Origin of the sequence: Sulfurirhabdus autotrophica, assembly GCF_004346685.1 — a bacterium.
Lineage (GTDB): Bacteria > Pseudomonadota > Gammaproteobacteria > Burkholderiales > SMCO01 > Sulfurirhabdus > Sulfurirhabdus autotrophica.
Window position 1 is genome coordinate 53,848 of the sequence record NZ_SMCO01000011.1, and the last position, 25,023, is coordinate 78,870.

The window sequence follows — 25,023 nt, forward strand, 5'->3', positions numbered from 1 at the left end:
CGCCTGATGCGCCTCACTCAGCAATCATTACCGATCACTTTTCTGATCCGTACGGGTCAACATACCCCAATTTTACGATAATTTCAGACTCCAGGGCTTCCATCTCTTCGGCCTCGGCTTCATCTTCATGATCATAACCTTGCAAATGCAACACGCCATGCACAATCAAATGGGCATAGTGAGCTTCTATGCTGATACCTTGTTCACTTGCTTCTCGGGCCACTACCGGCGCGCACAGCACCAGATCGCCTGAAAGCGGTATTTCAACTGGTAAATCCAGGTCATCGTAGACAAAAGTCAGCACGTTAGTCGCATAATCCTTGCCCCGATATTCCCGGTTCAGTTCGCGCCCTTCTGCTTCATCCACTAGCCGCACTGTCATGTCTGCATCGCGTTTTAATGCAGACTTAACCCATTTGCGGATCTGTGGGCGGCTAGGTGCATCTTCCGGTTGTACTGCGTATTGCACGGACAGATGCAGTTGCTTATTTGGCGTTTTCTTGTGACCGACGCTCATAAGCATTCACAATTTTCTGCACCAGCGGGTGACGCACCACATCTTCAGATTTAAAGTAAGTAAAGGCGATACCGCTGACATTTTCAAGTACTTCCTGCGCATCCACCAGTCCGCTTTTCTGCCCGCGCGCCAGATCAACTTGTGTTACATCGCCCGTCACCACGGCTTTTGTACCAAAACCAATACGCGTCAGAAACATTTTCATCTGCTCGGCGGTGGTATTTTGCGCTTCGTCCAGAATAATAAACGAGTGATTCAAGGTACGGCCACGCATATAAGCTAACGGTGCAATTTCGATGGCGGAACGCTCAAACAACTTCCCTACTTTTTCAAATCCCATCAGATCATATAAAGCATCATAGAGTGGTCGCAGGTAAGGGTCTACTTTCTGGCTCAGATCACCGGGTAAAAATCCCAGCTTTTCACCGGCTTCTACTGCTGGGCGCACCAGCACAATACGTTTTACCAAATCCCGTTCCAGCGCATCCACTGCGCTGGCCACTGCCAGATAGGTTTTACCGGTGCCGGCAGGCCCAATCCCAAAAGTAATATCGTGCCCCTGAATTTGCTGCAAATACTGGGTCTGACGCGGTGTTCTGCCGTGTAAATCCGTGCGCCGCGTCATCAGCACTGGCATAGCACCAGTGGTGGATTCCTCGGGATTAAGGGCCGCCTCTACCAAACCCAGTTGAACATCTTCAATAGCCAATTCATTCTCTGCCAGATCATAAAAGCGTTGCAATAGTTTGGCCGCGATTTCAGTCTGCTGGTGTTTCCCTTTCAAGGTAAACTTCTCACCACGACGGGCGATCGAGATATCCAGAGCCGTTTCGATTTGTCGCAAATTTTCGTCCAGCACGCCGCAAAGATTGGCAAGACGCGCATTATCAACAGGTGAAAATGAAATATTCATGATATAGATAGCGCTGTAATCACTTCACCACGCAAAGTGTAGTGCAGCGAACCAGTAATGGTGACATCGGCAAACCCGCCAATCAGGCGCGGATCACCCGGAAAATTAACCACCCGGTTATTTTCAGTCCGGCCGGTCAGTTCTTGATCATCTTTCTTGGATAAGCCTTCTACCAATACCCGCTGAACGCTACCCACCATCGCCAGGCTCACATTCTGAGTCTGCTCTGCGATCAGCGTTTGCAACCGCTTCAAACGCGCCTGTTTCACTTCATGAGGTACTTCATCCGCAAAATCTGCCGCTGGCGTGCCGGGACGCGGACTGTATATAAAACTGAAGCTGTTATCAAACCCCACGTCTTCCACCAGCTTCATGGTGCCTTCAAAATCTTCATCAGATTCACCAGGGAAACCCACAATAAAATCGGAAGAGATGGTCATGCCCGGCCTGAGCTGGCGCAACCGCCGCACAATGGATTTAAATTCGAGCACGGTGTAGCCGCGTTTCATGGCTGCCAGCACTCTGTCTGAGCCACATTGAACTGGCAGATGCAGATTGCTGACCAGTTTTGGCAGCTTGCCATAGACTTCAACCAAAGACTGATTAAACTCTTTGGGATGGGAGGTGGTAAAGCGAATGCGTTCAACACCCGGAATTTCTGACACATATTCCAGCAACAGTGAAAATTCTGCGATTTCGCCATCATGCATCGCGCCACGGTAAGCATTTACATTCTGCCCCAGCAATGTAACATCTTTGACACCTTGCTCGGCCAGTTGCGCCACTTCAGCCAGCACATCATCAAAAGGCCGGGAAACCTCTTCACCCCGCGTGTAAGGCACCACACAGAACGTGCAGTATTTACTGCAGCCTTCCATAATGGACACAAACGCGGTGGAACCTTCTACTCGTGCGGGGGGAATATGATCAAATTTCTCTATTTCGGGGAAGGAAATATCTACCTGCGAGCGACCGGAATTTCGGCGTGCCTCCATGAGTTGCGGAAGACGGTGCAGAGTTTGCGGGCCAAAGACCACATCCACGTAAGGTGCTCTGGAGATAATAACGGCCCCTTCCTGGCTAGCCACACAACCGCCTACGCCAATAACCAGATCTGGCTTATCTTTTTTAAGCTCGCGCCATCGCCCCAACTGGTGAAACACTTTTTCCTGCGCTTTTTCCCGAACCGAGCAGGTATTCAGCAGCAGCACATCTGCCTCTTCCTGCACGTCGGTACGCTCCATGCCTTCGCAAGCATGCAGCACATCCGCCATCTTGTCCGAGTCGTACTCGTTCATCTGACAGCCGAAAGTTTTGATAAATACTTTTTTAACCACGCTAATTGGGTAGATCGATTATTTCGAGCTCACTTCTTCATCTGGCGTCATGATCCAGACCTTGGAAAGTTCACCCTGAGGATTTAACTGATAAAAAATCCGGGCGGATTGAGGAATGGAACCGGGAAGAATGGATCGATTGCTCTGGTCAAAAACACGGGAACCAGGAGACAGTTTATAAACTGTTCCATCCACGTTAACCTGAGGATACTCAACCCCACGAATCATGCCGGTTTTGACATCTTGCGGCAATAATCTGCCTGCAACCGCCATTTGTGCAAAAGCCACACTGAACAAAACGAGCATTAAAATAGATTTCAACATAATGCCATCATAGCACAGAGCATTGCCGCAACCAATTGATATGAAAACACTAGGTAGCAATACTGATAAAATGCACCGCTCACCTTCATGAAGCAAAAAACAAAACGGGCCCACATCACTGCGAGCCCGTTTTGATCCTGCTTGTATTGGTGGTGATAAGTGGACTTGAACCACCGACCCCAGCGTTATGAGTGCTGTGCTCTAACCAACTGAGCTATATCACCAGAAACCTGTACTACTGTCTTACTGTTTTCGGCTACTTGCCAATAAAAATAAAACCGCTAAAAACTTAACCGGGCATATTAAAACCAGCTATACGCTATTAATATACGGTGAACGAAGAGAGGATTAACCAACCAACCTGACCGCCAAACCAAACCGACCCTGCAAGGGGATAGAATATTGCCAATAAATGGTTTTATTGTCAAGCTTTAGGTAGTTATTTCTCCGTCTCTATTTCATGAGGCATACCAGTAGCCCACCCTTGCGCGTAATCTACGCCGATCTCCCGCAATTTTTCCAGAATCGCCTCTGTTTCCACAAATTCTGCGATCGTGGAAATTCCCATCACATGCCCAATTTTATTAATAGCTTCTACCATTGCCATGTCTATTGGATCCATCACCATGTCTTTGACAAAACCGCCATCAATTTTTAAATAATCCACCGGCAAATTTTTAAGATAGGAGAATGAAGAAACGCCACTCCCGAAATCATCCAGAGAAAAACGACAGCCGATAGACTTCAATTCCTTGATAAACTGGCTGGCCTGTTGCAGATTGGAAATAGCCACGGTTTCTGTAATTTCAAAACAAACCGCCCCTGGCGGTATCCCGGATATGTAAAACTGATCCGTAACAAAATCCAGGAAAGTTTCATCGTTCAGCGTCGCTCCAGACAGATTAATGGCGTACATGCAATCCACTTTTTTCGTCTGAGGCTGACCATTCTGTTTGCGTCTTTCTGTAAAATGCCTGTCCAGAAAAGCAAACAATGTACGAACAACCCATCGATCGATGTTCGGCATGATGCCGTATCTTTCTGCAGCGGGCATAAAAGCACCGGGAAGTACAATATTGTCGGTCTCATCCTTCATCCGGATAAGTACTTCATAATGCTCAGCGATCCCGCCCTCAGGTGTAATTGGTACAATGGGCTGCCGGTACAGGCAAAATCGTTTTTCCTCAAAAGCACTGGTAATTCTTGATACCCATTGCATTTCCCCGTGTCGTTGAGCTAATCCGATATCGTCCTTCTCAAAAACATGCACACGATTACGCCCGCTGTCTTTTGCAGCATAACAAGCCATATCTGCCGCACTGAGTATACTTCCCAGATCTCCGCTTTCCTCGTCCACAACAACCAAACCAATGCTGGCGCCAATTTCAAAGGTTTTATCTTCCCAGACAAAGCGCCAGTCTTTAATGACCTGGCGCAAACTGTCAGCGATGCGCAATGCCTTTTCTACCGGGCAATATTCCAGCAATACGCCAAATTCATCGCCTCCCAAGCGGGCCAAGGTGTCACTTTCACGCATTCTTTCATGAATGATCAAACTTAACTGTCGGAGCAACTCGTCACCTGCCACATGACCGCATGTATCATTCACGATCTTGAATTGGTCCAGATCCAGGTACAGTAGAACATGGCTTCCTGTCCCTTCTTTTGCTGTAAATAACGCCTGAGACAGGTGCTTTTCAAATTCTCTGCGGTTTAAAAGCCCAGTTAGCGCGTCATGGCTGGCCTGCCAGGATAATTGTCTTGCCATCTTGCGCGCGTGGCTTACATCATGAAAGACCAGAACTACTCCCACTATTCCGCCATCTCTGTCGCGGATAGGCGCTGCAGTATCCTCAATGGCAATTTCCTTCCCTTGGCGGTTGATCAACAAGGTATGCGGTGAAATCCCAATCACCCCCCCTTCGTTGATACAGCGCTGAACCGGATTTTCAATAGGCTCTCCATTAACTTCGTTGACTATATGAAACACCTGTTCAAGGGATTTTCCCTGCGCTTCTTCGTGCGCCCAGCCAGTTAACAGTTGTGCAGCCGGATTCACATAATCCACTCTGCCATCTGCATCTGTCGTAATCACTGCATCACCAATCGAATGCAATGTGACTTGTGCACGCTCTTTTGCCTGGAACAACTGCGCTTCCATCTGTTTACGCTCTGTAATATCCTTAGCCACAGAAATCACGCATGGCTCGCCATCAATTTCCCCCAACTCAGCAGAAAAAAGCAGCCACTTTTTCTGCCCTTCTTTATTTGTCACTGGAATTTCATGGTCACGAATAAACCCTTGCGCCATCAACGCCTGCGACATTTTAGCGCGACTTTCCACATCCCATATACCCAGTTCAATGGTTGTCTTGCCAATTATTTCTTCACGCGTATACCCATATTCCTTCAAAAAATTATCGTTAATATCCAGAATACGTCCATCGTTTAATCGACTGATACACGTTGCATCCGGACTGGAGTGGAATGCGCGGTTGAATCGCTGCTCCGATTTACGCATTTTCTCTTCGGCTTTTTTGCGTTCCGTTATATTTCGTGCGATAGATAACACGGTTAATCGCCCATCAAACTCAAAGAAATGTATATTCACCTCCATGGGTATTTTCTCCCCCAGGCGGGTTACATGAGTGGTCTCCATCATATAACTATTTCCAGACGCCGGATTTTTTCCAAGCCAGGGGATTTTTGCATTATCCTCCGACACTAAAATATCCAAAACTGAACGTTCAAGCAGTTCCTCTTTTGAATAGCCCAGGCGCTGACAAGCGATTTCATTGACCTCAATAAAATTTCCCGGCTTTCCGTCCGGTGTAAGGTGATAGACAAAAATGCCATCCTGCCCACTATTAAATAAAGCACGGAAGCGTTTTTCACTTTGTTCTATGCGTAACTTATTTTCCAGAATTCGATCCACCATTTGATCAAATACCTGACCAAAATGAGCAATTTCATCCGCACCTTTTAACCCTGTTCTTGCATGTACATCACCGGCAGAAAAACGTTGGGCAACAGTCACAACCCTTTCAACTCGGCGCGTTACAAAATAATGAAGCAGTAACCACAAGAGCACAGCAAGACCGGCAGTAAAAGCACTAAACTGAAACACCTGATCATGCACACGCTGAATGGCTTTCATTTTCGGGACAACCAGATCACGTCGCATATACAACAAACCTGTGCGCGCAGCCGCGTTACCCTGAGCCCCATCGAGCCGGATCGGATAAAACCCGCCTGCTGAATTTGCATCCAGAGTTAAATGCACATAATGCTTCTGAAAATTTTTCACATTTGAGATGATTTTATTTCGAATTGCCGCCTGTGCAGGGGTGACTGCGGGCAAAACTGCATCCAGTGTCTTGCCTATCGACTCACGCTGAATTGAAGCAATGACAATTCCATTCTCATCAGTCAACTCCGCAAATTGAACGTTTGGATCGGTCACCAGATTTGCTAGCACATCTTCTACCCGAACCTGCTCGTTATTAAGAAGCAGATACTCAAAACGCTCCTGAAGCTTCGACATTTGATCGGAAAGGCTGATCAGTGCGCTCTCTTCTACTTCCTTGATTTCCAGTTTTTTACCATAGGTCAGGCTATACAGAGCCACTCCGACGGTAAAGACGAAGAGTAATAAGGGAATGAATATACGCAGCGGTAAAATCATCGAAATGTTCACATTATTGTTTTAAATAATTTTCGAAGATGTTGCAAAAGACTGGAAAACAGCATTTTTTGCAATACGTGAAGCCAAATGGAATATTTAAATAGATCGCTATATAAGCATGTGGGCACTGCCAATTGTACTAAGCAGAAAGAGTCTATTATTACTTAAACGCCCGAAATGAATACTACGCAACACACCGAAATAATGCAATGCTGAATATGATCAAACCATAACTGGCATGAAGAATGAGGCGTCTAAAATATTGAAAGGCAAGCCACGCATGAACCAATTTTCAGGCAAATTATAGCAATTTCCTGTACATTTTGGAGAAGACACCAAAGCGTTTTCATGGCGTCACAAATAAAAAGGGCTAATTCATTGAGTTATGCAACCCAAATACATTAGCCCTTTAACACTCAGTATTTAATGGCGAAATTTACACGTCAGCACACACGGCTAAACATTAAAACGGAAGTGCATCACATCGCCATCCTGCACGATATATTCCTTGCCCTCAAGGCGCATCTTGCCGGCCTCTTTAGAGCCTTGCTCACCTTTATAAGCGACGAAATCCTCATAGCTGATAACTTCTGCACGAATAAAGCCCTTCTCAAAATCCGTGTGTATCGCAGCAGCAGCGCGCGGTGCGCTATCCCCTTTGTGAATTGTCCAGGCACGGACTTCTTTTACGCCGGCGGTAAAATAAGTCTGCAGACCCAGCAAGCTATACGCAGCACGGATCAACCGGTTCAAACCAGGCTCATCCAACCCCATATCTGCCAGAAAAGCCTGCTTATCTTCGTCTTCCAGATCCACAATTTCAGCCTCAAGCGCACCGCAAATTGCCACAACAGGGGAACCTTCCTGATCGGCAAATGCCCGCACACTGTCCAGCAATGGATTGTTTTCAAATCCCTTTTCATCGACGTTAGCGACGTACATTGTCGGTTTTGCTGTCAGTAAACACAAAGGCTGTAATAGCTCTTTTTGCTCATCATCCAGATCCAGACTACGTACAGGCTTTCCCTGATCAAGATGACTGCGCACCTGCTCCAGTAACGCTGCTAATTTTGCTGCGTCCTTATCACCGGAGCGCGATAACTTACTACTGCGGTGTACTGCCTTTTCCACCGTCTCAAGATCTGCCAGCGCCAGTTCGGTATTGATGGTTTCGATATCAGAAAGCGGATTGACCTTTCCTGCAACATGCACAACGTTTTCGTCTACAAAGCAGCGAACCACATGAGCTATTGCATCCGTTTCGCGGATGTTGGCAAGAAACTTATTACCCAGGCCTTCCCCTTTTGAGGCACCCGCAACAATTCCTGCAATATCCACAAACTCGACAATTGCAGGCTGGATTTTCTGCGGCTTGACAATATCAGACAACGCAGCCATTCTGGGATCAGGCACTTCAACGATACCCACATTGGGCTCGATCGTGCAAAAGGGATAATTTTCCGCTGCAATACCCGCACGGGTCAAAGCATTGAACAACGTAGACTTACCTACATTAGGCAAGCCGACGATTCCGCATTTCAAACTCATAACATTCCTTTAAATATCAATACACCACTGATCCAAAGCAGTCATCTAGCCGCTCGCCAGCCTAATTTATGAAGCTAATGGAAATAATCTCAGAGTTACAGCATTGCCAACTCCATACGGAAATCAGCAATTTTGACTAAATTCTGTGTAAAAAAAGAGCATTGTAACCTTTACAGTTCGCTTTATCCAAAAAGCAACCTACAATCATCGAACTATCTTTTGAAATAGACTTATACAAAAGTACATCCAGTCACATTCAGTAACGCCTGAACCAGCGACTGCTCTCACCTCACATATCTGACACCAACAATGCCCGCTGCGCCTCGTCCAGATAACACCATTCACCTTCTTTCAGCCCCAGTGCATCCAGCGTTAATTTACCCATTGCCGAACGACGTAGCGCCGTGCAATGATTTCCTGCTGCAGCCAGCATGCGCTTTACTTGATGATATTTCCCCTGCTCCAGCAAAATTTCCAGCTGATGCTCGTCCAACTTACGACAAGTCAATGCTGCCAGCTTTGCAGGTTCATCATGTAATTTCACTCCTGCCAGCAACTGCTCGACCAGTTCAGGTGTCACCGGATCAAACGTCGTCGCCACATAAATCTTCGGGACGTGCCGTTTGGGGGATGACTGTGCGTGGATGAAGGTGCCGTCATCCGACATTAACAACATCCCGGTTGTATCGTGATCAAGTCGTCCCACTGGCTGTACATCACGCCAGGTGAATTGTTCCGGTAGCAGGCTCAACACGCCAGGATGGTGGCTGGGTTTCCTGGAACACTCATAATTGGCTGGTTTGTTCAGTGCAATATAGACATGCTCACGATAAACCCACAATTCATCAAATAGCGTGAACGCCAGGCCAGTCGTTTCAAAAACGGCGCGAGGGTCTGTAACGGTTTCGCCTGCGATGGACACATCCCCTTCGCTAATCAGTTGACGACACCACTTTCGGGTGCCAAAACCCTGTGATTTAAGAATGAGGTCCAGCGACAGTTTACTCAAGGCAGCCTTAAATACTTTCCGGTTTGGGTTTGGTGTGCAGTTTGAGCATCGCGGCAGAAAAATCACCCGACAGCAATTGCGGCAACCCGGCAAGACTGGCGTCGACAGCATCATCAATCAGTGCCTGTTCAGCACGCTGCGGCGCATTGAGCACAAAATTTACCACTGCACTTCGATCACCCGGATGACCGATACCCAGCCGCAGACGCCAAAATTCCGGTGTACCCAACTGCGCAATAATGTCCTTGAGGCCATTATGGCCACCGTGTCCGCCCCCTTTTTTCAGGCGCACCGTGCCCGGCGGCAAATCCAGTTCGTCATGCACCACCAGTATTTCTTCCGGGGTGATTTTGTAAAAACCAGCTAATGCTCCAACAGACCGTCCACTGAGATTCATAAAGGTTTCCGGTTTCAACAGCCACACTTCATGACTACCGATAGTGAGACGTGCAGCCAAACCATGGAACTTCTTTTCAGCCTTGAAGCTAGCAGACTTAGTTGCCGCAACAGCATCCACCCACCAAAAACCGGCGTTGTGCCGTGTAGCTTCATAATCTCGTCCCGGATTACCTAAACCGACGATCAATCGGATTCCAAGCATCGCATTCCACCCTGTACGCTTCCGCACAAATAAAAAAACCCGTCATCCACGCTGCTAATGCAACCATAGATGACGGGCTTATACCACAGCCAATTTTTTTAGGCCTTTGGTTCTTCTTCCTTAGCTTCAGCTTCGCCTTCAGTTTCAAGCGCACCGCGTGGGATATGGATAGTCACGACAGCTTGCGTATCACCAGCTTTTGACAATTCAACACCCTTAGGTAATTTAAACTCACCCAGGTGAATGGAGTGGCCAGCAGCAAGATTAGCCAGATCCACTTCAATAAACTCTGGCAGATCTTTTGGCAAGCACACAACATCCAGTTCATTCAGAATGTGGGTTACTTTTCCACCCGACAGTTTCACGCCAGGAGCAATTTCGTCATTGATAAAATGCAATGGCACTTTCATGTGAATTTTCTGACCCTTGGCTACACGCTGGAAATCCAGATGCAGAACCAATGGTTTGAAAGGATGCATCTGGATATCACGCAATAATACTTGCTCTTTTTTTCCATCCAGAACCAACGAAAGAATAGAAGCGTGAAAAGCTTCTGCTTTCAACTGATAAAACAGCGCATTGTGATCCATTTCGATAGCAACAGCATCTGTCTCGCCACCATAAACCACACCGGGAAGCCGGCCTGTGTTACGCAGGCGGCGGCTCGCACCCTTGCCCTGCAGTTCACGCTTAACTGCGATAACTTCGATTGTCATTTTACTTCTCCAAAATAAGCATTATCCGCGACCAGATAATGCTGTTACAAAGCGAAGATGGCCAATAAAGGCCATCTTCGCAAAACTCATTCTATAAATAACGAACTGACAGAGTCCTCATTACTGATACGACGCATCGTTTCAGCCATTAATTCTGCTACGGACAATTGCCTGATGCGTTTGCAATTTCTTGCATCTTCCCGCAAAGGAATACTGTCTGTTACTACCAGTTCATCCAGTGCTGAATTTTCAATCCGTTCAACTGCTGTGCCTGACAAAACCGGATGTGTGCAATAAGCCATAACGCGTTCAGCACCATGATCTTTCAATGCTGCAGCGGCTTCGCACAATGTGTTCGCCGTATCCACCATATCATCCATAATGACACAGGTACGACCACGAACATCACCAATGATATTCATTACTTTGGCTACGTTAGGCTTAGGGCGACGCTTGTCGATAATGGCAAGATCAGATTCCAGCCGTTTTGCCAACGCTCTTGCACGCACTACTCCGCCCACATCTGGCGAAACCACAATCAGGTTTTTATAATCGTGCTTCCACACGTCGCCCAGCAAAATCGGTGACGCGTAGACATTATCTACCGGGATGTCGAAAAATCCCTGAATCTGGTCTGAGTGCAAATCCATGGTAAGTACGCGATCTACACCTGCGGTAGTCAACATGTTTGCGACTACTTTTGCCGTGATCCCGACACGGGCAGAACGAGGACGACGATCCTGGCGTGCATAACCGAGATAAGGAATCGCGGCTGTAATGCGGCCGGCAGAAGCACGTTTCAGGGCATCGACCATGACCATGACTTCCATCAGGGTATCATTGGTTGGCATGCAAGTTGATTGCAACACGAAAACGTCTTTACCACGAACGTTTTCGAGGATTTCAACCATCACTTCGCCGTCGCTAAAACGGCCAACAGTTGCACGACCCAAATGTATATTGAGATGTCGTACTACGGCTTCGGCAAGCTTGGGGTTTGCGTTGCCTGTAAAGACCATCATACTGTCGTACGCCACGCCGGTTCCCTTTTATAAAAAAACAAAAAGCGTGTCACACTCGCACGCTTTGATATTGCAGCCAAGCTGCATGGGTATGGCTGGGGAGGTAGGGATCGAACCTACGAATGCCGGAATCAAAATCCGGTGCCTTACCACTTGGCGACTCCCCAAGAAACTTATTGAGCAAAACTCCAAAGAGGATGCCGGTCCAGACCACATGAAACAAACCCAACCATTTCCTGCGGTTTTTCCGCAAGTACTGCGCGAGCTAATTCTTCCGTTTCATAACTGGCAAACACGCAAGCTCCAGAGCCTGTCATTCTAGCATCGCCGCGCTGCTTTAGCCATGCCAGATGATTTGCTACCGCAGGATACATTTTACATACGACTGTTTCCAGATCGTTATGTTTATACCCTGCAGAAAAGTCCGACATTTTGATCGGATTTGTGTCCCTTGTCAATTCCTCACTGGCAAAAATTTTAGCCGTTGGGACATGAGCCGGCGGAACGAGGATGACATACCATGCTGGGGGCAGTGTTACAGGCTGCAATTTTTCCCCCACTCCCTCTGCAAATGCACTTTCGCCAAAAATAAACACCGGCACATCGGCCCCTAGCTGCAATCCCAGCATTTGCAATTCTGCCCGGCTCAAACCCAGTTCCCATAATTTGTTTAACACCAGCAGGGTTGTCGCGGCATCTGAACTGCCACCGCCCAATCCACCGCCCATTGGCAGGCGCTTATCCAGTGTGATATCCACCCCTAGCTGGCAACCTGTATGTTGCTGCAACAGCCGAGCGGCACGCACACACAAATCTTGTTCTGGAGGAATGCCGGCCACATCGGTGGTGCGTAACACTGCACCATCATGACGGATTGCGTATTCAAGACTGTCCCCAAAATCAACAAAACGAAAGACGCTTTGCAAAAGGTGATAACCATCGGCACGCCGACCGACTACGTGCAGGAATAAATTCAGTTTAGCCGGGGCTGGGTAGGAGTGCATGAGATACGAATAAACTTTTTAAGAAAACAAATCTGACTGGGCCGGAAACATTGGCATTGTATTTTAAAAACCGGATTGATTGGCATCCCAATGATCAACAATCAGTTTCATTTCCAAATTGCCGCGCTGCATCGTCAACTTTTGCGGCAACAAAGCACCGTCAGATAGCTGATAGTTCAGATAATCGATCTGCCAGCCGTCCTGAACCAAACGACTCACACGGCCTGATTGATCCAGGGTGATGGTTGCCTCTCCTGCTGCTTTACGTCCGAGCACCCAGTCACGCAAACCCTTCAGCGGCAAGCGCCACCCTAGCACTTCTTCAGTCAGCGTTTCCGCATCCTGAGCATGGTATGTTTGCTGATCAGCGGTAATTAACGTGACACCGGCACTGTTCTGGGAAATCTGGGCAACCCCTTGACCAAGGGGCGACAAAATCAAAATTTCATCGTTTTGCACATCATGCTGCCAGCGCACATTCCCAAAAAACCCCTTCTCATCGTATTTCACCCCTACCCTGCCATTAAGCTGAAAAGCATTAATGCGGGCGGAGGCTTCAATTGAAGATTGAATGGCCGGGGGCGACAGCGCCACTTCAGGTACTGTCGCACAACCACCCAGCAATACTCCAACAAATACAATCCAGTTGCGCATTAAATTCCGTTTTGAAGCAAGCGTCACTGAGCAGTGTATTTTTTTAACACACCAATTAGCACTTCATTCTGCGGTGCATCTTTTAAGGCACTTTGCCAGATAACCAACGCCTCATCGTGCTTGTTTTGCGCCCACAATACCTCTCCAAGATGCGCCGCAATTTCTGGGTCGGGCCGAATGGCGAAAGCACGCTTGAGCGTTTCTGCTGCCTTGTCATTTTTGCCCATGCGATGCTGCACCCAACCGAGGCTATCCATGATAAAAGGATCGTCCGGGGAGAGCTGAAGCGCTTTCTCAATCAGTTTCAATGCTTCATCAAGACGCGTAGTGTGATCAGCCAGCGTGTAACCCAATGCGTTATAGGCATGAGCGTAGTCAGGCTTAAGCTGAATCAGTTTTCGCAAATCTTTTTCCAGCACATCCATTTTATTCAGTTTTTCGGCAATCATTGCACGGTCATACAGTAAATCCGGATAATTTGGCAGCTTTTCCAGTCCATGATTCAATACATCAAAAGCCCCTTTATAGTCTTTGGCATCCCGGAAAATCTGGGCTTCGTATTGTATTAATTGTGCACGCTGCTGATTATTTTGCACTGGCACCTGATGCAAACGCTTGCGCGCCTGTTCCACCTTGCCTTGCTTAACCAGAATACTGGCAATCTTTATTTGCGCGGGAAGAAAATAATCGCTTTTACCCACTCTTTCATAAGATTGAATAGCTTCATCTAACTGGTTGCGTTCTTCATTCAACTGTCCTAGATAAAAATAGACGCTATCATCATCTTTATAATCCATATCAAGCACTTGCTTGAAATAAGTTTCCGCAGCATCAAAATCATTCAGCTGTAAAGATAGCAAACCAACAGCCAAGGTAACCTCGGCATTATCAGGAAACGCTTTCAACAGCTTCTGGAACTCTTCCCGGGCTGCTTCATATTTTTTGTCATTCACCAAAAACCGGGCGTAAGCCAGACGCACTTCGCGTGCTTTGGGGTATGCTTTAAGGAAAGTCTGATATAACTCTGGTACTTCAAGCGGGGCTGTGCGCTGTAGCAACTGCCCTTGGAGCAACACCGCAAACTCCCAGTCAGGACGCAGCCTTGCGGCTTCTTTGCTTTCTGTCAGCGCCAGATCCATTTGCTCAGCAGCCCAGGCAGCCTGAGCAATCGCGTAATGTGCTTCTGAAACCTGAGGGTAGGGTTTGGCCAAATCCTTCACTAGTTCCAACACCGCTTTTTTATTGGCCTGTTTAGAAAGCAGGCTATTCAAATGCAAAAATGCAGCGCCCCTGTTACCTTCTTCACCCGCAATCAGCTGTTCAAGTAGCGGACGCGCTTCCTCGAGGTGCCCCGCATTGATCAATAGCGCAACCGTTGCCTGGCGTGGTTGATCAGCATCCGGCTCCAGCTTCATCCAGATTTTTGCCGATTGATAGGCTTGCTGCGGCAGCCTTGAAAACAGCGCCACTTCAGTAGCCCGCTTGGCCACACGAGGGTCATTGGTCTTTTGCGCCAGGTCCAGATAAGCATCGGATGCTAATTTGAGGTTCCCGCGCTGACCAGCCATCTCTGCCAGTAAAAATTCGTACAGCAACTGGGTGTTCAATTCCTGATTAGGCAAGTTAAGCGCTTTTTCCGGCGCAGCAACTACCGGCTGCTCAACCGGAGAAGTTGCCTTGGCGGGAACTTGTGCGCAGGCAGACATGACTAACGAAAGGAAAAGTAATGAGGGAGATCTTAAATTCATATTATTTAGTACACTTCTCAGTAGTGAAAAGAAAACAGGAATACCCCGCTCATTTAGAGGAAGTTTGTTTATGTTAGTTCTTCATTGTGACATATTAGGGTATATTTAACAGCCATAACAAGGGCCAACCACTCAGAAGCACTTTCGGATGCCATCGCAAAACTCTCCACTCACCTTGCATGTCAAGGAACTTTCGCGCAATTACGACCAGAAAATCGTCGTAAATAATGTCAGCTTTGAACTCAGGAAAGGCGAAGTTTTAGGCTTTCTTGGACCAAACGGTGCTGGCAAATCAACTACCATGAGAATGCTGACAGGCAATCTGGCACCCAGCGACGGGAGCATCCAGATCTGCGGTATTGATCTGCTGGAAAATCCTAAAGCCGCCAAAGCAAAAATCGGGTATTTACCTGAAATCCCGCCTTTGTATAAAGAATTGACGGTGGATGAATACCTTCGCTTTGTCGGACGTTTGCACCAAATGACCAAGTCAGCGCTTCCTACTGCTATAGAACGAGCCAAACAACGCTGTGGTTTAGTCGATGTGGGTAATCGATTGATCGGCAATCTTTCCAAGGGATATCAGCAGCGCGTTGGAATTGCACAAGCAATCGTGCATAACCCGGACGTCGTCATTCTGGATGAGCCTACCGTTGGCCTCGACCCTATACAGGTACGGGAGATTCGCACGTTGATTCGCGAATTGGGAGGAGAGCACAGCGTGATTATTTCCACCCACATTCTCCCGGAAGTGGAAAGTGTTTGCGACCGGGTACAGATCATGCATCAGGGCCAACTGGTTTTCAGCGACAGCATCGAAGCGCTGAAACGCCATATGAAAGGGAACAGTTTGCTCATTGGCTTGCGTAATCCGCCTGAAATGACAACGCTCCAGAAGATCACCGGGGTATCCAGTATCAATGCACTTCCGGACGGTCAGTTTATTATTCATTATGAAGCAGACAGCAACCCCAGTGATTTGCTCATCCAGGCTGCCAGCAGTGGCGGATGGGAATTGTATTTGCTCAACCCTGCCCATGCCAGCCTGGAAGATATTTTCGTTCAGTTAACGACAGTAGATGTCACGCCCCAATCCAGGGATACAGCCCCATGATTTTTGTGATCGCCGCAAAAGATTTAAAAACCCTGTTCAGTTCGCCCCTGGCCTGGATTATTCTGGCCATTCTGAATCTGATCATTGCCTATCTGTTTTTAAGCCAGATTGATGCCTATTTGGCTTTGCAGGCTCAGTTGGCACAACTTCTCAATCCGCCCGGCGTTACTGAAATTGTCATCTCTCCCTTATTTGGCGGCGCCGCCATAGTGCTGATGATGGTTGTTCCCATTCTTTCAATGCGATTACTAAGCGAAGAAAAACGACATCAAACGCTTACTTTACTGATCTCGGCACCGGTTTCCATGACTGAAATCGTACTGGGTAAATTTGTTGGCCTGATGGCTTTCCTGTTACTGGTGATTGGTTTTTTGGTAATCATGTCTTTTTCGTTATATATAGGTGGGACGCTTGATTCAGGTTTAATCATCAGCAATCTGACCGGCATCATATTGCTTGTTGCCAGCTTTGCCGCGCTCAGCCTGTATATTTCCAGCCTCACGGCTCACCCGATGATTGCAGCCATTGGCGGCCTGGGTTCGTTACTTGGATTATGGATTATTAATTTATCCGCTACAGACCCTGCCAGTCTTTTACATACCTTTTCGTTGATCAAGCACTTCGAATCATTTAACCGCGGTTTACTGAATACGGCCGATATCGCTTTTTATATTATTTTCATTGTCGTCTTTCTTGTGCTGGCCATTCGGCAACTGGATAAAGACAGGTTGCGAGGTTAACGATGCGCCTGAATAAAAAAATGCGCCTTTCTCTATTTCTGCAAAATGCAGCTTTCGTCCTGTTATTCCTGACTTTGGCAGGTTTACTGATTTATTTATCCCGGGATTATCAACAACAATGGGATATCACTCAAAACAGCCATAACTCACTTTCCAGCTCTAGCCAGACGCTCCTTAAGCAGATCACCGGCCCCGTTACGATCACGGCTTATGCTACAGAGAAAGACCCACAGTTAGGGGATATCCGGAAGATCATCCGCGAGTTTATCGCCCCTTATCAGCGCACAAAGCCTGATTTAACGCTAAATTTCATCGACCCTGCTGAACAACCCCAGGTGACACGCAATGCCGGCGTGCAGGCCAATGGCGAATTGGTCGTGGAATATAAGCAACGCAGTGAGCACCTCACTAATCTCAACGAACAGGCATTAACCAATCTGCTGGTGCGCCTCGCTCGCAGAAAAGATCGCGTCGTCACTTTTCTGGAAGGTCATGGCGAACGCAAACTGGATGGTATTGCCAATCACGATTTAGGAAATTTTGGCAACCAGCTAAAAACCAAGGGGTTCAAAATCACCAGCCTGAACCTTGCCATAGCTCAGGATGTACCCGTCAATACTCATTTACTGGTGATTGCCAGCCCTCAGGTGGATTTGCTGCCGGGAGAGACCGACAAAATACTCAATTACCTCAAAAAAGGGGGCAATTTGCTTTGGCTAATCGATCAGGAATCATTGCACGGCCTCCAGCCTCTGGCTGAAAAACTGGGGCTGGAACTGACTCCGGGCACGATTGTCGACCCTGCCGCGCAGCAATTAAAAGCACCGCCTACCTGGGCGCTGGGCACAACCTATGCGCACCACCCTATTACCCAAAAATTCAACCTGATCACGGTTTTCCCATTTGCACGCCAGATCGGTGCCAACGAAAACAAAGGTTGGCGCGTTACGCCCCTGATCGAAGTCGCGCAGAATGGCTGGGTAGAAATGGGCCGACTGGATAACACTATCGCGTTCGACAAAACCCATGATATTGCTGGGCCGATCAACATTGCCAGCTCGTTTGAACGCGCTGTTGAAGACAAGCTTCAACGTATAGTCGTAGTCGGCTCGGGTGCATTTTTATCCAACACCTATCTTGGCAATGGCGGCAATCTGGACCTGGGAATCAACGCCATTAACTGGCTGGCAGGTGACGACAATTTAATCACCATACAACCTCGCGCTACGATAGATAGCAGCCTCAGCCTGAGCAAACTGTCTGCCGGCATTCTCTCTGTGGGCTTCCTGATTATCATACCGTTGGCACTATTGATCACAGGACTGTTTATCTGGTTGCGACGCCGCAAACAGTAAAACTGCCCATGAAATTCCGAAGCGCTCAAAACCTTATCCTGCTTGCACTTGTGCTGGGACTCAGCCTGTTTATTTATTTGAAACCCAAACAAAGCGGCCAAGCCCTTTTGCCAATATCAGATTTATCCAGCACTGCGATTCAACAAATAAAAATTGAGAAAAAAGGCCAGCCCACGCTTGAATTTAAAAAACGCGGCAACACCTGGTTTGTTGCGACCCCTTTCCAAGCCCGCGGCGATAACAACAAAATTGAACAAATTCTCAGCATACTCAGTGCTCGCAGCAATCAACAGATAGTAGCTACACAACTGGACAGATTCGAACTGGATCAGCCTTTACTGACGCTCACTCTGAATCAGGAAGTGTTCAAGTTTGGAACGATCAACCCCTTGACCCGCCAACAATATGTTCTGAGTGGAAACAAGGTTTTTTTAATTCCCACCAACTATTTTGCAACGGCATTTTCTCAACCTGCCGATTTCATCAGTAAAAAATTACTTGCAGAAGACGAAACGCCTACCTCATTCCGTTTTGCACAATTCAAACTGGATCGACAAAACGGGCAATGGATCATGACACCCCCCAATCCAAACATGGATCAGGATCAATTTAACCGTTTTGCAGATGATTGGCGCATGGCTTCTGCACTGCATAGCCAGCCATACGATAAGAGCAAACCCATAAGTGAATACACACTACACTTTCAGAATGGCAAATCCGTAAAGTTTCAGGTACTGCAACAACAACACGAATTCATTTTGTTGCGCACAGATGAAAACATTCAGTTTCATTTTTCCCAAGATACAGCCAAGCGCTTGTTGACGCCCTAAAATTGCTTATTTCCTATCATGCCTGAACTACCTGAAGTCGAAACCACGCGCCGCGGCCTGAAACCCCATCTTGAAAACAGGCGCATAACCCAGGTCATTATCCGCAACGGCAAATTACGTTGGGAAATTCCAGCTGATCTGGTACACCACCTTCCCGGTCAACGCATTCTTGATATTTCCCGCAGAGGAAAATACCTGCTGATCCATTGTGAAAAAGGGTGGCTCATTGTCCACCTTGGCATGTCCGGGAGTTTGCGAGTTTTGCCACAATCCGCGCCACCCGAAAAACACGATCATTTTGATTTGCTGCTGGATAATGGGGCCGCTATGCGCCTGCGTGACCCAAGAAGATTTGGTGCGGTACTCTGGATAAAAGATAATCCTCTGCAACATCCGTTAATTGCCCATCTTGGCGTCGAACCCCTGACTGATGCGTTTGATGCGGAATATCTTTACCAACAGACACGTAACCGAAGCGCGAGTATCAAACAAGTCATCATGGATAGCCATCTTGTAGTAGGGGTAGGAAACATTTACGCCAATGAAGCGTTATTTCATGCCGGCATTAATCCCAAAACAGCGGCCAATCGTATCAGCCGCGCGCGTCTGAAAAAACTCGTCGCCGCCATCAAGCAAACCCTGCAACTTGCCATCACTGCCGGTGGCAGCAGCTTGCGTGATTTTGTTGGCGCGGAAGGAAAACCCGGTTACTTCCAGCAACAATATTTTACTTATGGCCGAACTGGGGAGCCCTGTCACCAATGCGGGGGGGCAATCCGCCAATTTCGGCAGGGACAGCGCTCTACGTTCTACTGTCCCAAATGCCAAACGTGATGTACTATTTAAATAGCATAAGCAATTTACACCCAAAAACCGCAATGAACTGAGTGATCCACATTGATAACATGGCGTTAATTGAAGAACTTCATATTATGGTTAAAGTTTTTCATTAAATTACCGATACCTGCATTGAGTATTGTACTTTTTGTGATACATTAACCAAAATAAATAACGCCTTAGCTATGAGGAAACTACATGACCAACGATAATCTAGTCGCCCAATTTGAAGCCTACGGGGCTTGGCGCACCAATTTATCGGGCAGCATCAACGATTATCGGAACTGGCTTAACGAACAAGAATTAAATGATGCCCAGACAGACCTGCGCATCCAGCATTTGCTCGACCGCTTAAGTGAAGACAAGCTGAATGTTGCGTTTGTGGCAGAGTTTTCTCGCGGCAAATCTGAACTGATCAACGCCATTTTCTTTGCCGGATACAAACAGCGTCTACTTCCTTCCAGTGCTGGCCGCACGACCATGTGCCCAACAGAACTGCTTTATGACGCCAGCAGAGAATCATCTATTCAGCTACTGCCTATTGAAACTCGGGGCACAGATACCACTACGACAGAATATAAGCGCTACCCTGAAGAATGGCACACGGTTGCGCTCGATACCACATCCAGCGACGGCATGCTGGTTGCTTTCCAGCAAGTCAGCGAAACCAAACGCGTATCATTGGAAGAAGCAAAGAACTTTGGCCTCTACGATGAAAACGACCAGGACAGCATGCTGTCCGTTCATGATGACGGCACAGTGGATGTCCCTGCCTGGCGTCACGCGATCATAAACTTCCCTCACCCGCTTCTGAAGCAAGGCCTGGTTATCCTGGATACACCGGGACTTAATGCCATTGGTACAGAACCTGAACTGACGTTAAACCTCTTACCTAACGCCCACGCAGTGTTGTTTATTCTGGCGGCAGATACCGGCGTCACCAAATCAGATATCGAAGTATGGCGTCACCATATTGGCAATGTCCAGGGCCGCCAAAAAGGCCGCCTGGTGGTGCTGAACAAAATTGACGGTCTATGGGACGAACTGAAAAATCAAGATCAGATCGATGCTGAACTCACCAAGCAAATAAACACCAGTGCAGAATTACTGGGGCTTTCCCCTTCCCAGGTGTTCCCTGTTTCAGCTCAAAAAGGGCTGCTTGCAAAAGTGAATGACGATGAGGCACTCCTTGTCAAAAGCCGCTTACCTGAACTAGAAAAAGCATTGAGCGAAGAACTTATTCCGTCAAAACAGGAAATCGTTCGGGATAACACGCAAAGTGAGGTGGATGATTTAATTCATTCCACTCAATCCATTCTTGAAGCCCGCATGGCCAACATCCATGAACAACTGGAAGAATTGAAGTCCCTGCGCGGCAAAAATGAAGACGTGATCGAGCACATGATGAGCAAGGTCAAAAAGGATAAAGAATATTTCGAAAAGGGATTGCAGCGTTTTCAGGCGCTTCGCAGTGTTTTTTCTCAACAGACCAACATCCTGTTTACTCATCTCGGTATGGAGTCATTAAAGGATGAGGTTAAAAGCACGCGTATGGCGATGGTTAACAGTCGCTTTACCAAAGGCATTCGCGAAGCAATGAATAACTTCTTCAAGAACGTAAATGGCAGTTTCGGAAAATCTGCCGAGCAGATTGAAGAAATCAAAACCATGATGAACGCTATGTATCAGAAATTTAGCGAAGAACATGGTCTGAACTCAATTACCCCGGCACCTTTTTCCACCATGAAATACGTCAAGGAAATCGGGCGCCTGGAAAAAACCTATAATGAGCACTTCAGCACCATGGCCATGCTCACCAACGAACAATACTCACTGACTTCCAAGTTTTTTGAAACCATGGCAAGCCGCGTGGTACATGTTTATGAAGTAGCTAACCGGGATGTGGAAAACTGGCTAAAAGCCGTTATGTCTCCTATGGAAACACAAGTACGCGAACACCAACTCCAACTGCGTCGTCGCCTGGAAAGTATCAAGCGCATTCATAAAGCGACTGACACACTGGAAGATCGTATCAGCGAACTTGAGCACATGAACGGAAGTGTGAACACCCAACTCACCGACCTGAAAATTCTGCATCGGCAGGTTGAAAATATGCTGGCTAACGCACAAAATGAAGAGTTGATGGCTTCTGCCGGATAAAAAGAAGGGAAGGTTAGAACAAAGTTACCACTAGCTTTCCTGCATTGCCTGCGAAGGCAAACTTGATGCCCTACTCTGGATTCACAGGTAGGGCATTTTTATATCTGTTCTAACTAGCCGGCCTGGCCTGTAATCAGTTCATATTTTTCCTGCAACTGATCTTTCGTTTCTTCTATTCCTGTCAGAATACAATCAACCGGACAAACTTCAATGCACTGCGGCACATCATAATGCCCCACACATTCCGTGCACAGATTATGATCAATTACATAAATTTCATCACCTTGAGAAATTGCACCATTGGGGCACTCAGGTTCACACACATCACAATTGATGCACTCATCGGTAATCATTAACGACATAGCTAATTCTCTACTAATTTAATCAAGTATATTATAACTGCCAATTCAATTCTTTCGTAGCCCCCAGATGGGTAGGTTGCTCAAGAATTACTTGCCTGCAGTTTTTCATTGAACCTGGACTGTATCGAAGGATGCACAAACTGGCTCACATCCCCTCCTAACAATGCAATTTCCCTCACCATACTGGCTGAGATAAACATATATTGTTCCGCAGGCGTCAAAAACAAGGTTTCGACATCCGGATTCAGATTCCGGTTCATTCCCGCCAATTGAAATTCATATTCAAAATCTGAAACAGCACGTAAACCACGCAGCACTATACCGGCCTGCTGTTCGCGCACAAAATCCATTAATAGCCCTGTAAACCCCGTCACTTTTACGTTTGAGTAGGGTTTCAGCACCTGCTGTGCCATTTCCACGCGCTCTTCCAGCGTAAAATATGAGCGTTTATTTCTGTTGTCTGCGACGGACACCACCACTTCGTCGAACAACAAGGCTGCACGACGAATCAAATCTTCGTGACCACGGGTTATAGGGTCAAATGTACCTGGATAGACAACTTTAAGCATGAGTTCGCTTCAATAAATGAAAATGGACCTGCCCAGCGCGACTGCAACGCCAGACCTCCCACCCTTCGCCGGGATCAATTGCACCTTCGCTTTCTACGTACACCACGCCTTCTGGCGTCAATCGCTCTGGCAGTAGTGGCAAAAGTTTAGGCAGGTATTCCTGACGGAAAGGGGGGTCGAGAAATATCACATCGTATTGACGTGTTTCTCGGGAAATAAATTGTACCCCATCTGCGTGATTCATTTCCACGTTCTGCGCTTTTAGCATTTCGGAATTTTTTTTCAACGCATCCAGAACCGGACGATTTTGTTCCACCATCACCAGCTGTTTTGCGCCACGTGAAAGGGCTTCAAATCCCAGTGCACCACTGCCAGCAAACAAATCCAGACAGGTTTTTCCATATAACGTCTGGCCCAGCCAGTTGAAAAGTGTTTCCCTCACCCGGTCAGGGGTGGGTCTCAACCCTGCCTGATTTGGAAAATTGAGCGTGCGACTGCGCCAATCCCCGCCAATTATCCTGACTCGATTTAATGTTCCAGTTTTGACTTTCACTATTTTACCGGCTGTTCCACTTTGTCCGCCTGCTTACCCCCACCTACCACAACCAATACCATACGATCGGGGTGTACATGACGCGCAAAAGCCTGTTTGATATTTACCAGCGATACTTTTTCAACATTCCCGACGAAGTCATCCAGGTATGTCAAAGGTAATCCATAAAAGCCAATCACGGTCAGATATTCAAGTATCTTTTTATTGCTGTCGATACGCAGTGGAAATCCGCCCATCAAATTGTTTTTAGCCTGTTTAAGTTCTGCTGCCGTAGGGCCTTTGGCAATGAAATCTTTCAGCACGCTACGCACAATTTTTATCGCCTCATCGGTTTGCTCTTTTTTGGTCTGCAACCCAATCTGGAAAGGCCCTTCCTGACTCATAGGCATAAAATAACTGTATGCACTGTAAGCAAGTCCTCGCTTTTCCCTGACTTCATTGGTCAGCCTTGAGTCAAATCCCCCTCCGCCCAACACATAATTTCCCACTAACAACGGGAAGTAGTCAGGGTCTCCCCGACGCACGCCGGGCTCCCCCATCAGGATATGACTTTGCGAAGCAGGATGAGGGATATATTTGTCCACTTCCGCAGTCAAAGCAGGCACATCAGGTAACACTTTAGCCGTTATGGATGGTGGCAAGGAATCACTCACTTGGCGCGCAATAGCTTCAGCCTCTGCGCGACTAATGTCCCCCATTAATGCTATCACAGCACTGCCAGCCGTATAGTTGGCACGATAAAATGTCGTCAGATCATCACGGGTGAGCAAACTCACTGTAGCCACTTCGCCTGAAGGTTGAAGTGCATAGGGATGATTTCCATACAGCGCAGCATAAAATGCTTTATCACCAATGCTGGCAGGCTGGGTTTCCGCTTCTTTCAGTGCTGCAATTATGCGTGCCTTTTCGCGCTCCAATACTGGCTGAGGAAAATCCGGCTGCTGTAACACTTTGGCTAAAATACCCAGTGACTGCTTGCGCTCCCGCTCTGCACTTAAAGTCCGCAATGAAACACCGGCTCTATCCCTGTCAAAATGGCCACCCAGTTCTGCACCCACATCTGCTATGGAACGGGATATTTCATCGTCAGAGAGTCCCGCCGCACCCAAATCCAGCATATGCAGAACCAGACTTGCTGCGCCTGATTTTGCAGGATCATCGCGACTGCTACCAGCAACAAAATCCACATTAATATCCAGTAGCGGCAAATCATGGTTTTCTACAAAGTAAACTTTTGCCCCTTTCTCGGTTTGCCAATGTTGAATTGGCAAAGTGGCCTGCGCCGCAGATGCCATCATTACCGAAACAACCCCGCAGGTAACAGCAATTGCCAGGCTGCTAACTCGGCGAACCACCATGCCGAATGTTTTCGACTTGGCATTTTTGTCTGCTTTTATGGTAGTACTCAAACTTGTTTGTGCCATG

23 protein-coding genes and 2 tRNA genes are annotated in these 25,023 nt (G+C 47.4%); 6 read left to right on the plus strand and 19 right to left on the minus strand.

Annotated features, from left to right (window positions below):
- Positions 1-34 precede the first annotated feature (34 nt).
- From ybeY to EDC63_RS11470, 15 genes are all read right to left on the minus strand, one after another.
- Entirely contained in the window at positions 35-523 is a 489-nt protein-coding gene (ybeY, locus tag EDC63_RS11400; RefSeq protein WP_370685873.1) for an rRNA maturation RNase YbeY, read from the minus strand.
- A complete protein-coding gene (locus tag EDC63_RS11405) occupies positions 486-1,430 on the minus strand; it encodes a PhoH family protein (RefSeq protein ID WP_124946179.1) in 945 nt (314 codons plus the stop codon). Before EDC63_RS11405 ends, ybeY begins: the two co-directional genes overlap by 38 nt.
- Positions 1,427-2,767, minus strand: coding sequence for a tRNA (N6-isopentenyl adenosine(37)-C2)-methylthiotransferase MiaB (gene miaB, locus EDC63_RS11410; protein ID WP_124946180.1), 1,341 nt, complete (start codon positions 2,765-2,767; stop codon positions 1,427-1,429). Before miaB ends, EDC63_RS11405 begins: the two co-directional genes overlap by 4 nt.
- Positions 2,768-2,785: 18 nt before the next feature.
- Positions 2,786-3,091: a hypothetical protein gene (locus EDC63_RS11415; protein ID WP_124946181.1), complete on the minus strand. Its 306-nt coding sequence runs from the start codon at positions 3,089-3,091 to the stop codon at positions 2,786-2,788.
- A 147-nt stretch (positions 3,092-3,238) separates the two neighbouring features.
- Positions 3,239-3,315, minus strand: a tRNA-Met gene (locus EDC63_RS11420).
- A 215-nt stretch (positions 3,316-3,530) separates the two neighbouring features.
- A complete protein-coding gene (locus EDC63_RS11425) occupies positions 3,531-6,776 on the minus strand; it encodes an EAL domain-containing protein (protein WP_132920934.1) in 3,246 nt (1,081 codons plus the stop codon).
- Between the two features lie 456 nt (positions 6,777-7,232).
- Positions 7,233-8,324 (minus strand): redox-regulated ATPase YchF, encoded by a 1,092-nt coding sequence (ychF, locus tag EDC63_RS11430; protein ID WP_124946183.1) that lies wholly within the window; start codon positions 8,322-8,324, stop codon positions 7,233-7,235.
- Positions 8,325-8,613: 289 nt separating this feature from the next.
- Entirely contained in the window at positions 8,614-9,333 is a 720-nt protein-coding gene (locus tag EDC63_RS11435; RefSeq protein ID WP_124946184.1) for a pseudouridine synthase, read from the minus strand.
- Positions 9,334-9,340: 7 nt separating this feature from the next.
- Positions 9,341-9,934 (minus strand): aminoacyl-tRNA hydrolase, encoded by a 594-nt coding sequence (pth, locus tag EDC63_RS11440; RefSeq protein WP_124946185.1) that lies wholly within the window; start codon positions 9,932-9,934, stop codon positions 9,341-9,343.
- A gap of 98 nt (positions 9,935-10,032) precedes the next feature.
- Positions 10,033-10,650, minus strand: a complete 618-nt coding sequence (locus EDC63_RS11445) for a 50S ribosomal protein L25/general stress protein Ctc (RefSeq protein WP_124946186.1) — start codon at positions 10,648-10,650, stop codon at positions 10,033-10,035.
- 86 nt (positions 10,651-10,736) lie between these two features.
- A complete protein-coding gene (locus EDC63_RS11450) occupies positions 10,737-11,687 on the minus strand; it encodes a ribose-phosphate pyrophosphokinase (protein WP_124946187.1) in 951 nt (316 codons plus the stop codon).
- A gap of 77 nt (positions 11,688-11,764) precedes the next feature.
- A tRNA-Gln gene (locus EDC63_RS11455) sits at positions 11,765-11,839 on the minus strand.
- 6 nt (positions 11,840-11,845) lie between these two features.
- The gene (gene ispE, locus EDC63_RS11460; RefSeq protein WP_124946188.1) at positions 11,846-12,676 is read right to left on the minus strand and encodes a 4-(cytidine 5'-diphospho)-2-C-methyl-D-erythritol kinase; all 831 of its coding nucleotides are present in this window, start codon (positions 12,674-12,676) and stop codon (positions 11,846-11,848) included.
- A gap of 63 nt (positions 12,677-12,739) precedes the next feature.
- Positions 12,740-13,330: a lipoprotein insertase outer membrane protein LolB gene (lolB, locus tag EDC63_RS11465; RefSeq protein ID WP_124946189.1), complete on the minus strand. Its 591-nt coding sequence runs from the start codon at positions 13,328-13,330 to the stop codon at positions 12,740-12,742.
- Between the two features lie 23 nt (positions 13,331-13,353).
- Entirely contained in the window at positions 13,354-15,078 is a 1,725-nt protein-coding gene (locus EDC63_RS11470; RefSeq protein WP_124946190.1) for a tetratricopeptide repeat protein, read from the minus strand.
- 148 nt (positions 15,079-15,226) lie between these two features.
- On the opposite strand from EDC63_RS11470, the gene EDC63_RS11475 reads away from it, so the two are divergent.
- From EDC63_RS11475 to EDC63_RS11500, 6 genes are all read left to right on the plus strand, one after another.
- On the plus strand, positions 15,227-16,192 hold the full coding sequence (locus tag EDC63_RS11475; RefSeq protein ID WP_124946191.1) for an ABC transporter ATP-binding protein: 966 nt from the start codon (positions 15,227-15,229) through the stop codon (positions 16,190-16,192).
- Complete coding sequence (locus EDC63_RS11480) at positions 16,189-16,932, plus strand: ABC transporter permease (protein WP_124946192.1); 744 nt, start codon at positions 16,189-16,191, stop codon at positions 16,930-16,932. Before EDC63_RS11475 ends, EDC63_RS11480 begins: the two co-directional genes overlap by 4 nt.
- A gap of 20 nt (positions 16,933-16,952) precedes the next feature.
- Complete coding sequence (locus EDC63_RS11485; RefSeq protein WP_223248259.1) at positions 16,953-18,287, plus strand: GldG family protein; 1,335 nt, start codon at positions 16,953-16,955, stop codon at positions 18,285-18,287.
- Between the two features lie 8 nt (positions 18,288-18,295).
- Complete coding sequence (locus EDC63_RS11490) at positions 18,296-19,117, plus strand: DUF4340 domain-containing protein (protein WP_124946194.1); 822 nt, start codon at positions 18,296-18,298, stop codon at positions 19,115-19,117.
- A gap of 18 nt (positions 19,118-19,135) precedes the next feature.
- The gene (gene mutM / locus EDC63_RS11495) at positions 19,136-19,951 is read left to right on the plus strand and encodes a bifunctional DNA-formamidopyrimidine glycosylase/DNA-(apurinic or apyrimidinic site) lyase (protein ID WP_124946195.1); all 816 of its coding nucleotides are present in this window, start codon (positions 19,136-19,138) and stop codon (positions 19,949-19,951) included.
- Between the two features lie 201 nt (positions 19,952-20,152).
- Positions 20,153-22,114: a dynamin family protein gene (locus tag EDC63_RS11500; RefSeq protein ID WP_124946196.1), complete on the plus strand. Its 1,962-nt coding sequence runs from the start codon at positions 20,153-20,155 to the stop codon at positions 22,112-22,114.
- 113 nt (positions 22,115-22,227) lie between these two features.
- Here EDC63_RS11500 and EDC63_RS11505 read toward each other — a convergent pair whose 3' ends face one another.
- The 4 genes from EDC63_RS11505 to EDC63_RS11520 form a co-directional block, all read right to left on the minus strand.
- Positions 22,228-22,476 (minus strand): YfhL family 4Fe-4S dicluster ferredoxin, encoded by a 249-nt coding sequence (locus EDC63_RS11505; RefSeq protein ID WP_124946197.1) that lies wholly within the window; start codon positions 22,474-22,476, stop codon positions 22,228-22,230.
- 80 nt (positions 22,477-22,556) lie between these two features.
- A complete protein-coding gene (gene coaD, locus EDC63_RS11510) occupies positions 22,557-23,045 on the minus strand; it encodes a pantetheine-phosphate adenylyltransferase (protein WP_124946198.1) in 489 nt (162 codons plus the stop codon).
- Positions 23,038-23,598, minus strand: a complete 561-nt coding sequence (gene rsmD, locus EDC63_RS11515) for a 16S rRNA (guanine(966)-N(2))-methyltransferase RsmD (RefSeq protein ID WP_124946199.1) — start codon at positions 23,596-23,598, stop codon at positions 23,038-23,040. Before rsmD ends, coaD begins: the two co-directional genes overlap by 8 nt.
- Positions 23,598-24,956 carry a M16 family metallopeptidase gene (locus EDC63_RS11520; protein WP_124946257.1) on the minus strand — a complete coding sequence of 453 codons (1,359 nt, stop codon included), beginning with the start codon at positions 24,954-24,956 and terminating at the stop codon, positions 23,598-23,600. The genes rsmD and EDC63_RS11520 overlap by 1 nt, the downstream gene beginning before the upstream one ends.
- Positions 24,957-25,023 lie beyond the last annotated feature (67 nt).